Here is a 13,778-nt window from a genome sequence, read left to right as displayed (position 1 = left end):
AGTCCATCCTAACCGCGGGCTGGACTGCGCGATTCGAGGGCACCTTCGCTCGACGCCGCGATGGCTCCGTCGGCGAGTGTGAGGGTGAACCTGGTTCCTGCCGGTGCGTCGGCCGCCGATCGTATGACATGGCCATCAGGGTCCTGGGCGATCGCGTAGCCACGATCGAGGGTGCGCTGCGGCGATAACGCCTTGAGGTGCGCCTTGAGTTCTGCCGTCGTCCGCGATTCGTGGTCGAGGGCGCGCTCGATGAGCTCGGTACCCCGTGCCACGTACCTGGTCAGTTCCTGCGCGCGCGCGTCGATGATCCACGATGATGACGACAGCGCCGGACGTGAGCGGATGGCGTCCACCCTGGCTGTTTCATTGCTGAGGAACCCGGTCAGCCTCATGGTCAGGCGGGTTCGGGCCTGCTGGACCCTGGACAGCTCTTCAGTGACGTCGGGGACCACGCGCTTGGCGGCATCCGTCGGGGTCGATGCCCTCAGGTCGGCGACGTCGTCGAACAGGGGACGGTCGGCCTCGTGGCCGATGGCGCTGACGATCGGCGTTGCACACGCCGCAGCGGCGCGGATGACGCGTTCGTCGCTGAAACCGAGGAGGTTCTGGAAGTCACCGCCACCGCGAGCCACGATGATGACGTCGACTCTCGGGTCTGCATCGAGCGTCTTCAGCGCCGAGACCACCTCGGGGACCGTGCGGTCTCCCTGCACGGCGGCGTGGACCACCCGAAAGTCCACCGCGGGCCAGCGCAACTGAGCGTTGCGGATGACGTCTTTCTCGGCGTCGGAGTCCTTGCCCGTGATCAGTCCGATGCAGTGGGGCAGGAAGGGAAGGCGCTTCTTGCGGGCGGCGTCGAAGAGTCCCTCGCTCGCCAGCTGTCGTCGAAGCCGTTCCAGGCGTTCGAGCATGTCGCCGAGGCCGACGTGCTTCATCTGGAAGACCTGCATCGTGAGGCTGCCGCCCTTGATCCAGTAGTTGGGCTTGATCAGTGCGATGACGCGGTCGCCGTGCTTCAGGTCGTCGGGCAGCTTGGCACGCACCGATGACCAGATCGTGAAGCTCACCGTCGCGTCACCGTCGACGTCTTTGAGCTTGCCGTAGATGTTCCCGCCCGAAATACCCCACTGGGAAATCTCGCCCTCGACCCAGACGGTGCCGAGCCTGTCGATGTAGTCACGGATCTTGGAACTGAGCAGCCCCACCGGCCACGGTTTCTCTGCCGTCGCCGGTTCCGTCGACATCTATTCGCTCCTCAGCCTCATCCAGCCTCTGCACAGTGCGAGCGGCCTAGAATCGATACGTGAGTAACGTAACTGTCAGCCTGCCCATGCCGAGGATCCCCGGCGTGCGTTCGAGGCTCAAGGATACCCCGGTCGTCGGACACAAGAGGGTGTTGCTCGCTGCTCCACGCGGGTACTGCGCCGGTGTCGACCGGGCAGTCATCGCTGTCGAAAAGGCGATCGAGCATTACGGCGCTCCGGTCTACGTCCGCAAGCAGATCGTCCACAACGTCCACGTTGTGTCAACGCTCGAGGAGCAGGGTGCGATCTTCGTCGAGGAAGTGGACGAAGTACCCGCTGGAGCCCACATTGTCTTCAGTGCGCACGGCGTCTCACCTGCCGTCGTGAACGCAGCGGCTGACCGCGGCCTTCAGGCCATTGACGCCACCTGCCCGCTCGTGACGAAGGTGCACAGGGAAGCCGTTCGGTTTGCCCGCGACGATTTCGAGATTCTGCTTATCGGCCACGAAGGCCATGAGGAAGTCGAGGGCACAGCGGGTGAGGCACCCGAGCACACGACCCTCGTCGGCAGCCCCGATGAGGCAGACACCGTCCAGGTGCGCGACCCCGACAGGGTTGTCTGGCTGTCACAGACCACGCTGAGCGTCGATGAGACGATGGAGACGGTCCGCCGCCTCCGTGCCCGGTTCCCGAACCTGCAGGATCCGCCCAGCGACGACATTTGCTACGCGACACAGAACCGCCAGGTCGCGATCAAGAAGGTTGCCGAGAACGCCGACCTCGTGATCGTCGTCGGTTCAGCCAACTCATCGAACTCGGTGCGGCTCGTCGAGGTTGCCCTCGAGTACGGTGCCAAGGCGGCGTACCGGGTCGATTACGCGAGCGAGATCCGCCAGGAGTGGCTCGACGGTGTCGAGACGGTCGGCGTGACCAGCGGTGCGTCTGTTCCCGAGGTGCTCGTCGACGAGGTGCTCCGCGACCTGTCCGGTGCCGGATACCGTGACGTCGAAGAAGTGAAGACAGCCGAAGAAGACCTGATGTTCTCGCTGCCCAAGGAACTTCGGACCAACCTGAAGGGTGCGCGCGAAAACCGTGCACTCGGCGGACGGACACGACCATGAGCGACCCGCAACGGCCACGGCCGCAGTTCGGCGAGTACGCCACGCCGGAGGCACAGCGGAACGCGATCAAGGTGCCGCTCGATGACGTCGAGTCGGTCCCCGTCCAATCGCAGGAGTCTCCGTCGAGCCACATTACGGTTCAGGGCGTGCAGCGTCCTGACACGTCCCGCCAGAACGCCGGGTCCCCGGACGCTACCCCACGCGGCGCCGGGCGAGACGACACCCGGCTCAAGGAAGGCGGACGGGTTGTCCCGTCCGCTGGCGACAGGTTCGCGACAATCGCGTTGCTCGGCCTCGGCCTGATCACCGCCTTCATGACCCTGCCGGCGCTGATGAACCTGCCGGCGGCCATCGGCCCAGCCTTCACGCAACTCGGGATCGGTGACTTCACCACAGATGACCTCGCGTTCTCCCTGGGCTGGGGTGCGCTCATCACCCAGGTCGTTGTCTGGGGACTCGCGCTTTGGCTGTCGGTACGCACCCTCCGTCGCGGAAAGCTCGCGTGGTGGATTCCTCTCGTCGCTGGAGTGATCGCGAACATTGTCGTCATTGCGGCGATCGCTGTGGCGATGAGCGCCGACCCGGCATTCATGGAGTACGTCGACCAGATGAGTGCCGCCGGCTGACGCACGTGTGTCGTTAACTGACGGATGCCCCGACCAGGTGGTCGGGGCATCCGTCTGTTAAACGCTGTTTAGCGGATCGCGTGTCCGGCTGAGCCGAGCTGGCGGGTGGCCTCGACCACGCGGGCAGCCATGCCGCTTTCGGCGACCTTGCCCCAGGCGCGCGGGTCGTAGAGCTTCTTGTTGCCCACTTCGCCGTCGATCTTGAGGACGCCGTCGTAGTTCTTGAACATGTAGTCAGCGATCGAGCGGGTGAACGCGTACTGGGTGTCGGTGTCGATGTTCATCTTGACGACACCGTTGGCGACGGCTTCCGCAATTTCGGCATCCGTGGATCCGGATCCACCGTGGAAGACGAGGTCGAGCGGCTTCGCGGCGGTGCCGTACTTCGCGGCGAGGCCGTCCTGGATCTCCTTGAGGAGTTCCGGCTTGAGCTTTACGTTGCCTGGCTTGTAGACGCCGTGCACGTTGCCGAACGTGAGGGCGGCCATGTACCGGCCCTTGTCGCCGAGGCCGAGCGCTTCGACGGTCGCGATGGCGTCGTCGAGTGTCGTGTAGAGGTGCTCGTTGATGTCGTGGCTGACGCCGTCTTCTTCACCGCCGACGACTCCGATCTCGACCTCGAGGATGGCGTTGATCGCGCGGGTGCGCTTGATCATGTCCTTGGCGATCTCGAGGTTCTCGGTGAGCGGAACAGCGGAGCCGTCCCACATGTGCGACTGGAAGAGGGGGTTGTTGCCCGCCTTCACTTCTTCCTCGGATGCCTCGATGAGCGGCAGGACGAATCCGTCGAGTGCATCCTTCGGGCAGTGGTCCGTGTGCAGTGCGACGGTGATGGGGTAGTTCTTCGCCACCTCAGTGGCGAACTTCGCGAAGGCGATGGCGCCGGCGGCGCGGTTCTTGACCGTGTGGCCGGCGAAATAGTCGGCTCCACCTGTGGTGACCTGGATGATGCCGTCAGAGCCGGCTTCGGTCAGGCCCTGCAGTACGGCGTTGATGGTCTGCGAGCTGGACACGTTGAACGCGGGAAAGGCGAAGCCTTTCGCCTTGGCGGTGTCGAGCATCTCGGCGTACTGCTCTGGGGTTGCGACGGGCATAACTGCTCCTTGAGAGAGGGGTTGTCTTCGTGGCTAGCTTACTGAGGGCGCGGGGGTCGCGGCAGGGCCGGGCCATCGTCGCGGGAGTTTCGCCGCGCTGCCTGGCCGAAAACGGTCGCTCCAGGCGACGAACTCTCGCCGTTTCTGTCCGCGCAGGAGTGTTGCCGCGAGTTCCGTCCGAATAAGGCGCTCGGGGGCGCCATCGCTGCACGTTTGCGCGGCTGTGCACCGGTACCGTGCCGATGCCAGCCCACCCGGTTAGGCTGGAAGGGTACACAGCGAGCCCGCCATCGCAACCGCCGTCGTTTTCGATAAAGGACCAATGTGACCGAGTCAGACACCGCCCCTCTCTTCCACCACCCCGACCGGAACCTCGCCCTCGAGCTGGTTCGCGCGACCGAGGCAGCGGCCATCCGTGCTGTGCCTTTCATCGGCCGTGGCGACAAGCTTGCCGCTGATGGAGCCGCCGTTGACGCCATGCGCGCGTTCCTCGGAACCGTGAACTTCGACGGTGTCGTCGTCATCGGAGAGGGCGAGAAGGATGAAGCGCCGATGCTCTTCAACGGAGAGCACGTCGGCAACGGCCAGGGACCCGCCTGCGACATCGCCGTTGATCCCATCGACGGCACGAGCCTGACCGCCGCCGGTCGACAGAACGCGCTGTCGGTCATCGCGGTTTCCGACCGAGGCACCATGCTCGACGCGTCGAGCGTGTTCTACATGGACAAGATCGTGACAGGGCCCGAGGGCATCGGTGTCGTCGACATTCGCAAGCCCATCGGCGAGAACCTGCGCGCCCTCGCGAAGGCAAAGGGCAAGGACGTCGGCGACATGACCGTCGCCGTGCTTGACCGGCCGCGCCACGCACAGCTCATCGACGAGATCCGCGCGGCGGGAGCCGGAACCCGGCTCATGCTCGACGGCGATGTCGCCGGCGGAATCAACGCTGCACGGTACGAGACCCGCATCGACATGTGTGTCGGGATCGGCGGGAGCCCTGAAGGCATCGTCACGGCGTGTGCGGTGCGTGCGCTCGGTGGACTGATCCAGGGGATCATGGCGCCGAAGGACGACGTCGAGCGTCAGAAGGGCATCGACGCCGGCCTCAAGATGGATTACGTGTACGAAGCGCACGAACTCGTGAACAGCGACAACACGTTCTTCGTGGCCACGGGAGTCACCGACGGTGGACTGGTCGAGGGCGTGCGGCGGATGGGACCGATCATCCGGACCCACAGCGTGGTGCTGCGGTCGAAGTCAGGCACGATCCGGCGGATCACCGCAGACCACCTCGCGGCGAAGTGGCTCGAGGAGTAGACCCTTTCAGCGTGCCGGGGTTCCCGGCGCATAACCCGCTTCATCGGTCACGAAAACGAGCGGATGCTGCGGGCGCGACGACGGATGAGCGCGGCTCCGCATTCGGCGCTGGCGTTCGTCCGTCACGAATGTCCGGTTTGTGGTGCGGAAGTCGGCATTGGCGACGGATGAACATTCCGCGGGCGTATGCCGCATTCTGTGACGTACGACCGGATGCCGCGGGGCGGGAACGAAGAACCGCCGCGCCTACGGGCGGTCGGGCGCCTCGGTGAGCGGTGCGTCGGCAGCCCGGTCGCGAATGTCCTGCGTGATCCGGCCCTGCTCAAGCTCGCCGATCAGCTCGAATGCACTGAGGTCGCGCGCGGCGTCTTCCACCTCGGCGAGTGGCGGGATGGTCTTCGACTCATCGAGCACGTTGAGCTTGCGCGCCGACGGCAGCACCTGGCGCTCAAGCGAGCCGACGAACCGGTTGTAGTCGTTCACCGTCGCCTTCACCGACCGGCCGAGCTTGTCGATGTGACCGGCCATCGTCGCGAGTCGGCCATACAGCTCGCGGCTGAGATCGAAGAGCGTCTTCGCCTCCTGCGAGACGACATCCTGCTGCCAGCTGAAGGCCACCGTCTTGAGCACCGACCAGAGCGTGACGGGGGAGGAGAGCGCCACCCGCTTGCTGAACGCGAACTCCATGATCGTGGGGTCGGCCTCGAGCGCACTCGACACGAGCGATTCACTCGGGATAAACGCGATGACCATCTCGGGGCTCGCGTCGAGTCCGTTCCAGTAGGTCTTGCTGCCGAGCGTGACGATGTGGTCGCGCACCGCCTTCACGTGCGCCCGCATCAGTGAGGCGCGACGCGCGAGTTCCGGTTCGGATGCCGTCAGCGGAATAGCGCTCGCTTCGATATATGAGCTGAACGGAACCTTCGCATCCACGGCGATGCTCTTGCCGCCGGGGAGGTAGACAACCATGTCGGGCCGGCCGGCACCGCTGTCGGACGTGATGCTCGACTGCACATCGAAGTCGACGCGCTCAAGCAAACCCGCCGCCTCAACCACACTGCGCAGCTGGGTTTCGCCCCAAACTCCGCGGGTCGAATTGTTGTTGAGCGCCGATGCCAGCGACTCGGCGGTCGAACGGAGCCGCTCCTCGGACTCGGTGGCGCTCCGCAACTGTTGCGCCAGCTCGCCGTGCTGCCTGCTGCGCTGCGCCTCGAGTTCGGTGACCTTGTGCTGCATCTCCTGGAGGCTCTCACGAACCGGCGCAAGTGCCTGCAGCACCCGGCTTTCGGTCCGTGCCCGCTCGGCATCCTCTTCACGCTCGCGACGGTGGCGCTCCACGAGATCCTGGTACTGCTCGCGCTGGGCATCGATCCGCTCCTGCAGGGCGGTCGCGCGTGTCTCAGCACGGGCAAGCAACTCGGCAAGCTGGGCGTGACGCTCAGCCTCTGACGCGTGGACACGGGCCAGTTCTGACTCGTGCCGCGCCTGGGTCACCGGGTCGATCGTCGCCCCTGGCTTGCGGCGGCGGACGACAACGAGCGTGGCAAGCGCGCCGAGCACCGCGCCCAGTAAAAGTCCGAGCAGAAGGGTCGCGATGGGGTCCATGGCTTCAGTGTGACAGCGGCCGCCGACATGGCCGGCAACGCCCGCCGGGATGTCGATACGATCGGACAATGGCTTCGTGGCGCGTGTATCTGTTCCTCGTGCTCGCGAACCTGTTCTGGTCGGGCAACTACGTTGTCGGTCATCTGCTCGCCGACGGCATCAGCCCGCTGCAGCTCACCGCGATCCGCTGGGCGATCGCCGCACCGCTCCTGGTCGTGTTCGCCATCCTGATCGAGAAACCGAACTGGCGTGCCGCACTTCGTGAATGGCCGATGCACCTGCTGCAGGCCGCCCTCGGCCTCGTCGCCTTCTGCCTGTTCAGCTACGAAGCGCTCGCACACACCACAGCTCTCAACGCCGCCCTCGTCGGTGCAACCAATCCCGTGCTGATCGCGGTCGTCGCCGCGCTGCTTGTTCGCGAACGGATGCGCGGCGCAAGCATCCTCGGACTGGTCACCTCCCTGCTCGGTGTTCTGTTGATTCTCACCCACGGCAACCTGTTCGAGGTCTTCACGACCGAGTACAACGTCGGCGGACTGTACATGCTCGGCGCTGTGGCTGTGTGGACCGCGTACACGATTATCGGGCGGACGCTGACAACCGCGCCAGTGACATCCGCAGCCCTTCAATCGGTCATCGCCGCAATCGCGCTCGCTCCGATCGCGCTCAGCGTGGGCGGGCCGATCGCGCTCGACAGTGCCGGATGGTGGGGTGTGCTGTATATCGGCGTGTTCCCGTCGGTGCTGAGCCTCATGTTGTGGAACATCTCGGTCAAGAAGATCGGAGCGGGCCGGGCAGGGATCTACCTCAACCTGATGCCGGTGTTCACCGCGCTGATGGCGCTCGCGATGGGCACGCCGATCACGCTCGTTCAGGTGCTCGGCGGCGCCCTCGTCATCGGCGGTGTGTGGCTGACCAGCCGCCCAGCGCGCTCGATTCGTCGCAGCCAGGAACCGGCAGCAGATGCCGACGCAGGTGCCTCGGAGGCTGGCCCGGTACGATAGACCCTCGTGGCTCTAACTATCGGTATCGTCGGTCTCCCTAACGTCGGCAAGTCAACCCTTTTCAACGCTCTCACCAAGAACGCGGTTCTCGCGGCAAACTACCCGTTTGCCACGATCGAGCCGAACGTCGGAGTGGTGAACCTGCCCGACTCGCGTCTCGACGTGCTCGCCGAGATCTTCGGCAGCGAGCGCATCCTGCCCGCAGCCGTGTCGTTCGTCGACATCGCCGGCATCGTTCGCGGCGCAAGTGAGGGGGAGGGGCTCGGCAACAAGTTCCTCGCCAACATCCGAGAAGCGGATGCCATCGCGCAGGTCATTCGCGCATTCTCCGATGAAGATGTGGTGCACGTCGACGGCGCGGTGAACCCCGCCGGTGACATGGAGACCATCAACACCGAACTCATCCTCGCCGACCTCGAGACGCTCGAAAAGGCGCAGTCGCGGTTCGAGAAAGAGGTCAAGGGCAAGAAGCTCGACCCGATCGTGCTGACCACGGCGAAGGCCGCCAGGGAGTACCTCGACACCGGCAAGCCGCTGTCGAGCTCAGGCCTCGACCTGGAGCCGATCAAGGACCTCGGCCTGCTCACCTCGAAGCCGTTCATCTACGTCTTCAACGTCGACGAAGCTGTGCTGCAGGACCAGGCGAAGCTCGACGAGCTCGCCGCACTGGTGGCTCCCGCCAAGGCAATCTTCCTCGACGCCAAGCTTGAGTCTGAGCTCATCGACCTCGATCCTGAAGACGCTGCAGAGTTGCTTGCGTCGACCGGACAGACCGAGTCGGGCCTCAACCAGCTCGCGCGCATCGGCTTCGACACCCTCGGACTGCAGACCTACCTCACGGCTGGTCCGAAAGAGTCCCGTGCGTGGACCATCCCCAAGGGTGCGAAGGCACCCCAGGCGGCGGGCGTTATTCACACGGACTTCGAGCGTGGCTTCATCAAGGCTGAGGTCATTTCGTTCGATGATCTCGTTGCCGCTGGTTCTGTTGCGGAGGCTCGCGCCAAGGGCAAGGCCCGCATGGAAGGCAAGGACTACGTCATGGCCGATGGCGACGTGGTGGAGTTCCGCTTCAACGTCTAGGTTTCAATCGATTGCTAAAGGAAGAGCCGGGGCGCTTATGGCATCCCGGGCCTTTCTTTCTTTGCAGACTTGACCGAGGGTTCTTCCGTGACGGTGATTTCTCCCGCCTCGGCGGGGGCCCGAGGTGGGCTAGCCTGAGCGGCATGGAACGCAGAGACATGGATGACGCGGCGACGCTCATGACCCTGCTGCGTCGTAGGAAGCGCCCCTCGTCGGTCCGCAGGCTGCTGTCGGGGTGGGACATGCTGCAGGCCGACGTCCCTTCACGGGAACAGATAGAGACGGCAGCATCGATCCTGGTCGGTTCCGGCCTTGCTGAGGTCGACTCATCGTGGGGGATGCAACTCACGGAGCAGGGCGGACTGCTCAGGCGGTCCGTGAAAGGTGCCCAGGGGATGCGTATGATTCCCGGGGCAATCAGAGATCTCCTGGCAGGACGCCAGTTGAGCCGTGCACCGCTGACTCTGCCTCAGGCGCTCTATGATGCGGCGCTTAACGACTATCGTGACGCGGCCCGCCGCAGGGCTGAGCGCGAGGCGGAGCGTGGATCGCGACGTCGCTGGTGGTGGCCCGACCCATTTAGGCACCCCGGCCAGTAATGCCATCCTGCTCAGCTACAGAACGTGGTGGAGTTTGGATGTAATCGAGCCCATAGAGATACGCGACGATAGGTACAAACGAGCTGTGATGCGAGGTTCATGCCCATGACGGCGAAAAAAGAGCTGGACGCAGCTTGGGGCGAACGGATCAAAGAGTACGGGTTCCGCAAATACCGCGGTAGAGATGCGTTGCCCATAGGAGAGGACTGGTTCGGGTGGCTCGGACTCAACACGGGCACGCGTAACAATGCTGGCGCGGTGGACGTGTTGCCTATCGTGGGAGTTCATTGGAAGCCGCTCGCCCAGGCGTATCAGGAACTGAATCCCCAGCTGCCAAAGAGCATGTCCCCAACTGTGTCGCAACCGCTGTACAAATTAGTTGAAGGACCGCGTAATCGGGCGGAGTGGCGGGTGCGGGAGGGGAGCGGTGAACCGTTCCAGCTGGACCAGCTGCTTGACGCTACCGTGCATTGGGGGATTCCCTTTATGGAGTCACTGTGCCACCCCGAGGTAGTTGCTGATCTGCTGCGGCCGCCCTCAAAATTCAACCCCAACCCGGCCGTCCCATGGAAGACGTACCCTCTTGCTTTGGTACTGACCGGCCGCAGGTCGGAGGCCTTGGACTTCGTGCGAAAACACGCTCTCGAAGTGGTCGATAAGCCGGATATGGCGTCGAAAACCTACCTTGAATACGCCGACCGTTTTGCGGAGAGATACTCGTAAGGAAGGCGGCAGCCGCGATCTCGTACAAAGCCCGCTTTCGCCCGCTGTCCGAGCACGGCGCGTGGGACGGCCGGACTCAGTGGGTGCCACGGCCCGCGGAGGTCGCGTAGCGGGGTAGTGGCATCCGCGAGCGTGTGGCCCTGGCGATTTTCGAACACCTGATGCGTTCGGTATGTTTGCGCCATGACACCAGAGGAACACCGCTTCAATGCTCTCGTCCTGATGTTCGCCAACCTCCAGCGCCTCATGGTTTTTCACAATGCCATCGCGGTCAGTGAAGGCAGGGAAATCGATTCACAGCTGAGGGAAGAGCTGACGTCCCGGCTCGACCTTGTTGGTGGTGCGTTACAGCGTTCGAGTGAAAACGCCGCGGTAAGCGACGCTGACGTGGATGCCGTCCAACCGGTCGCGGACTATCTCCAGCGCGAAATTCGTGCATACTTCGAGACCAAGCTGGACGGAGACCTGGGCGCACAGGCCGCCCTCGGTGCTGGGGTCGTGTACGCGGCCTCCTACCTCAACGACGGCACAGTCCAGATGGGGCAGGTGTTCGATCGTCCGCACTGGGTCGACCGGGAGATGCAGAGCAAGCCGATGCTCATAACCTTGCGAAATCGAGCTAACGCTGCGGTCGCTTCAGCAGCGACAGGGGAAGTCTCAGCAGAGGTCCGCGGAGACATCGACTACCACGTGCGTGTCGCACTCGGCGATCGTCAGCTCGTCCTGGCGCAGGTCGACGGATTGCCGACGATGTTGCAGGGTCGCGACGCACGCGAAAACGTCGGGGCCTGAGCAGCGAGATGCCCATTTTCGATCATCTAGGCGTCACGGTTAGCGACGTGCCTCGTGCGGTGGCGCAGTTCGATCCCATCCTGTCGGCGCTCGGTTTCGCCCGGACCGACGCTGACGAATCTGTGTCCTGGTACGCCGACGGCGAGACGGAGTTCATTGTGATGCCGGCTCGGGATCCCGGCACGGGGCCGCATCGCCACGGGCGGGTCGGCTGGCAGCACCTGGCATTCGCGGTCGGCTCACGCGGGGACGTTGACCGCATGCATCGGATCGCCACGGATGCCGGATGGACGGTCGTGCGGGAGCCGAAGGAATACCCTCGCTTCACCGACCGCTACTACGCCTCTTTTCTCGAGGACGACAACGGCATCCGGATCGAGTTCATGCACAACCCGCCGCGCGAGAGCGACTGATGGCCTCCGCGATGGCATTCCCAGGGGATGGATCGCTGGGGAGTAAGCGTGATGGGTTCCGGTTCAACACCCCTGAGACACGTTGCACATGACGAGGTTCGCCGACAGATCACCCGCCTCGGTGTGGCAGCCCGACCAGTACCGCGGCCAGAGGTCGTTGGACGTTGTTGCAACCCAGCTCGCGGATCGAGGGCTAACTCCGTCGGCGCAACGTCGCGTCTTGCAGGACTGGATTGATTTCTTCGCGAACGAACGAACGCGGATACGACGACTCAGCCTGAGTTCGCGAGTGCCGCAGCCCCTTTTGGACTCTCTGGCCGGCCAGCCACAACTGGAAGCGCTGGACGTCAAGTGGGGCAGCTACTCGGACCTCAACGCAGTGACGAGCCTGCCAAATTTGAGGGTTTTGACGCTCGGGGGCGCGCGATCGGTCACCGACCTGAGGCCGCTCGCATCGCTTTCGAAACTCCGGACGCTCGTGGTGGACGGTGCCTTCCTCGTCACGGACCTGACCCCACTGAGTTCGCTCGGAACCCTCCGGGAACTGGTCTACGGGAACTGCTCTCTCGGTTCCGATAAGACCGTGGAGGTACGGGACTTTGTCTGGATTCGGCCCATGGCAGATCTGCGAACGCTGCAGATGCCGGGATCGAGGCTCTCCGGGACGGACCTGTCGGACCTGTTGACACTGCCCAACCTGTCACAACTCAACCTTCCACTGAGGCGGGCCTACAAGAAGCAGGTCTTCGAGTTCGCCTCCCGCAGCAAGGCCTTTGCGGGGCTCGCGCGCGCTTACGACGAATATGACGAGATGCGAACTGGCTAACCCGTGTGAGACGAACTACGGAAATACGAGGTTCTGGTGCCCGTCGATGAGTTCGCGCACGATGTCGAGGTGACCGGCGTGCACTGACGTCTCGTTGAGCACGCGGAATACCACCGCGCGACCATCCGGCATCCCCGGAGCATCGAAGACGCTGGTCGGCGGCGTCCACGCCGGAGGGGCATCGAGGTCGATGCGTGCGAGGACCTCGTCGCTTCGAGCGATCTGCCGTTTATAGATGTCGATCGCCTCTGCGCCGGTCATCGGGTCGGACGCCCAGCCGTCGTGCAAATCCTCAATGGCTCGCCGGTTGCCACCCAGTACCGCCGATATCCAGAACATCTCATCGTCGAAAGTGAGGTGATTGAGAAGTCGGGTGATCGTCCAGCCTGAGGGAACAACCGAGCGATGCATCTCGTCCTCGGTCAGGCCGCTGACGGCCCGGAGAACGTGGTCCCGTTCACCCTCGAGCTGAGCGATCAGCTGTGCGTCGCTCACTGCTTTTGGGTGGGGAAGGAAGGTTTGAGAAGAGGAGCCGTCACGCCGCCAGCATATCCACGCCACTCATCGTCCAACAGGGTGAGGTGAAGGCCGCACCCAGTTCGGGGCAGTTCCACCGGACGCGGCTTGGGCGCCAATACGATCACCCTATGCCCCGATTTCTTGTTGTGCTCGAAGGAACGAGCGCCGGTCGAGTCCGCCTGCGGCTGTCCGCCGGAGGGATGCTGTGAAGCGGCTCCTGCTCGTTGCCATCGCCGCCGCGGTGGCTGCCGCGCTGACCGGGTGTGTCACGCTGTTCCTGCCCAGCGAATCGGAATCTGCGCCTGAGATTCGGGAACCCCAAATCCCCGCCGGCGAACCGGAAGACTGGGTGATCGTATTCTACGAATCCGGCTCCGACGACGAGGCGATGGCTGCCATGGATGCTCTTTTGGACACGGAGCTGGCGGCCGACGAGGCGCTCGTCGCAGACGGCCTGGGCTGGATAGACGGCAATGAATTCGGGCAGGGATCTTATGACCTCTATTTCATCGGGTACGACCACGATGAGATGTGGGCTGTTCTCGAACCGATTCTGGCCACCGCACCGTTGAAGTGGACGCGAGTGGAATTTTGGGATGATCCCGACGGTGAGGCAACAGCGGAACTGACACAGTGAGCAGGAAAGGTCCTGCGCCCGAAAAAGTCATTGTCCTCCGTCCGCTTGGCATCACGCGTGTGCTGAACGCCGTTGTCCCTCTCCTCCTGGTGATCCCATTCGCTGCTTTGTCTGCTTTGCATGCAAGATCAGGCACTGGCCCTCAGGAAGCCGCGCTCTTCCCCGCCCACGGGTCGTA

The 13,778-nt window shown here is 63.9% G+C and carries 15 protein-coding genes; 11 read left to right on the top strand and 4 right to left on the bottom strand.

Going from position 1 to position 13,778, the window contains the following annotated elements:
- Positions 1-8: 8 nt before the first annotated feature.
- Positions 9-1,244, bottom strand: a complete 1,236-nt coding sequence (gene xseA / locus C3E77_RS10115; protein ID WP_108391522.1) for an exodeoxyribonuclease VII large subunit — start codon at positions 1,242-1,244, stop codon at positions 9-11.
- A gap of 86 nt (positions 1,245-1,330) precedes the next feature.
- Between xseA and C3E77_RS10110 the strand changes: the two genes are divergently transcribed.
- Positions 1,331-2,365 carry a 4-hydroxy-3-methylbut-2-enyl diphosphate reductase gene (locus C3E77_RS10110; RefSeq protein WP_108391521.1) on the top strand — a complete coding sequence of 345 codons (1,035 nt, stop codon included), beginning with the start codon at positions 1,331-1,333 and terminating at the stop codon, positions 2,363-2,365.
- Entirely contained in the window at positions 2,362-2,991 is a 630-nt protein-coding gene (locus C3E77_RS10105; RefSeq protein WP_108391520.1) for a DUF6264 family protein, read from the top strand. Before C3E77_RS10110 ends, C3E77_RS10105 begins: the two co-directional genes overlap by 4 nt.
- A gap of 68 nt (positions 2,992-3,059) precedes the next feature.
- Here C3E77_RS10105 and fbaA read toward each other — a convergent pair whose 3' ends face one another.
- On the bottom strand, positions 3,060-4,085 hold the full coding sequence (fbaA, locus tag C3E77_RS10100) for a class II fructose-bisphosphate aldolase (protein ID WP_108391519.1): 1,026 nt from the start codon (positions 4,083-4,085) through the stop codon (positions 3,060-3,062).
- Positions 4,086-4,409: 324 nt separating this feature from the next.
- Between fbaA and glpX the strand changes: the two genes are divergently transcribed.
- A complete protein-coding gene (glpX, locus tag C3E77_RS10095) occupies positions 4,410-5,402 on the top strand; it encodes a class II fructose-bisphosphatase (protein ID WP_108391518.1) in 993 nt (330 codons plus the stop codon).
- 246 nt (positions 5,403-5,648) lie between these two features.
- On the opposite strand, the gene C3E77_RS10090 is transcribed toward glpX, so the two are convergent.
- Positions 5,649-7,007 carry a DNA recombination protein RmuC gene (locus C3E77_RS10090; protein WP_108391517.1) on the bottom strand — a complete coding sequence of 453 codons (1,359 nt, stop codon included), beginning with the start codon at positions 7,005-7,007 and terminating at the stop codon, positions 5,649-5,651.
- Between the two features lie 68 nt (positions 7,008-7,075).
- Between C3E77_RS10090 and C3E77_RS10085 the strand changes: the two genes are divergently transcribed.
- From C3E77_RS10085 to C3E77_RS10055, 7 genes are all read left to right on the top strand, one after another.
- Positions 7,076-8,011, top strand: a complete 936-nt coding sequence (locus C3E77_RS10085; RefSeq protein ID WP_108391516.1) for a DMT family transporter — start codon at positions 7,076-7,078, stop codon at positions 8,009-8,011.
- Between the two features lie 6 nt (positions 8,012-8,017).
- Positions 8,018-9,091, top strand: a complete 1,074-nt coding sequence (ychF, locus tag C3E77_RS10080; protein ID WP_108391515.1) for a redox-regulated ATPase YchF — start codon at positions 8,018-8,020, stop codon at positions 9,089-9,091.
- Positions 9,092-9,234: 143 nt separating this feature from the next.
- Positions 9,235-9,690, top strand: a complete 456-nt coding sequence (locus C3E77_RS10075; RefSeq protein ID WP_162924974.1) for a hypothetical protein — start codon at positions 9,235-9,237, stop codon at positions 9,688-9,690.
- A 105-nt stretch (positions 9,691-9,795) separates the two neighbouring features.
- Positions 9,796-10,413: a hypothetical protein gene (locus C3E77_RS10070; protein ID WP_162924973.1), complete on the top strand. Its 618-nt coding sequence runs from the start codon at positions 9,796-9,798 to the stop codon at positions 10,411-10,413.
- A gap of 183 nt (positions 10,414-10,596) precedes the next feature.
- Entirely contained in the window at positions 10,597-11,205 is a 609-nt protein-coding gene (locus tag C3E77_RS10065) for a hypothetical protein (protein ID WP_108391512.1), read from the top strand.
- Between the two features lie 8 nt (positions 11,206-11,213).
- On the top strand, positions 11,214-11,618 hold the full coding sequence (locus tag C3E77_RS10060) for a VOC family protein (RefSeq protein ID WP_108391511.1): 405 nt from the start codon (positions 11,214-11,216) through the stop codon (positions 11,616-11,618).
- Positions 11,619-11,907: 289 nt separating this feature from the next.
- Positions 11,908-12,444, top strand: a complete 537-nt coding sequence (locus C3E77_RS10055; RefSeq protein WP_162924972.1) for a leucine-rich repeat domain-containing protein — start codon at positions 11,908-11,910, stop codon at positions 12,442-12,444.
- A 15-nt stretch (positions 12,445-12,459) separates the two neighbouring features.
- Here C3E77_RS10055 and C3E77_RS10050 read toward each other — a convergent pair whose 3' ends face one another.
- The gene (locus tag C3E77_RS10050; protein ID WP_108391509.1) at positions 12,460-12,939 is read right to left on the bottom strand and encodes a mycothiol transferase; all 480 of its coding nucleotides are present in this window, start codon (positions 12,937-12,939) and stop codon (positions 12,460-12,462) included.
- Between the two features lie 229 nt (positions 12,940-13,168).
- On the opposite strand from C3E77_RS10050, the gene C3E77_RS10045 reads away from it, so the two are divergent.
- A complete protein-coding gene (locus tag C3E77_RS10045; RefSeq protein WP_108391508.1) occupies positions 13,169-13,600 on the top strand; it encodes a hypothetical protein in 432 nt (143 codons plus the stop codon).
- Positions 13,601-13,778 lie beyond the last annotated feature (178 nt).

Origin of the sequence: Mycetocola zhujimingii, assembly GCF_003065425.1 — a bacterium.
Taxonomy (GTDB): domain Bacteria; phylum Actinomycetota; class Actinomycetes; order Actinomycetales; family Microbacteriaceae; genus Mycetocola_A; species Mycetocola_A zhujimingii.
Note: the sequence above shows the minus strand (reverse complement) of the source record. Positions and strands in the feature narration are given on the sequence as shown.

What these genes read in the sequence shown, in the direction of transcription:
- C3E77_RS10085 (WP_108391516.1), top strand. Translation starts at nt 7,076, where the DNA reads ATGGCTTCGTGGCGCGTGTATCTGTTCCTCGTGCTCGCGAACCTGTTC.
- C3E77_RS10110 (WP_108391521.1), top strand. Translation starts at nt 1,331, where the DNA reads ATGCCGAGGATCCCCGGCGTGCGTTCGAGGCTCAAGGATACCCCGGTC.
- C3E77_RS10105 (WP_108391520.1), top strand. Translation starts at nt 2,362, where the DNA reads ATGAGCGACCCGCAACGGCCACGGCCGCAGTTCGGCGAGTACGCCACG.
- C3E77_RS10060 (WP_108391511.1), top strand. Translation starts at nt 11,214, where the DNA reads ATGCCCATTTTCGATCATCTAGGCGTCACGGTTAGCGACGTGCCTCGT.
- xseA (WP_108391522.1), bottom strand. Translation starts at nt 1,244, where the DNA reads ATGTCGACGGAACCGGCGACGGCAGAGAAACCGTGGCCGGTGGGGCTG.
- fbaA (WP_108391519.1), bottom strand. Translation starts at nt 4,085, where the DNA reads ATGCCCGTCGCAACCCCAGAGCAGTACGCCGAGATGCTCGACACCGCC.
- C3E77_RS10070 (WP_162924973.1), top strand. Translation starts at nt 9,796, where the DNA reads ATGACGGCGAAAAAAGAGCTGGACGCAGCTTGGGGCGAACGGATCAAA.
- C3E77_RS10065 (WP_108391512.1), top strand. Translation starts at nt 10,597, where the DNA reads ATGACACCAGAGGAACACCGCTTCAATGCTCTCGTCCTGATGTTCGCC.
- C3E77_RS10090 (WP_108391517.1), bottom strand. Translation starts at nt 7,007, where the DNA reads ATGGACCCCATCGCGACCCTTCTGCTCGGACTTTTACTGGGCGCGGTG.
- C3E77_RS10075 (WP_162924974.1), top strand. Translation starts at nt 9,235, where the DNA reads ATGGAACGCAGAGACATGGATGACGCGGCGACGCTCATGACCCTGCTG.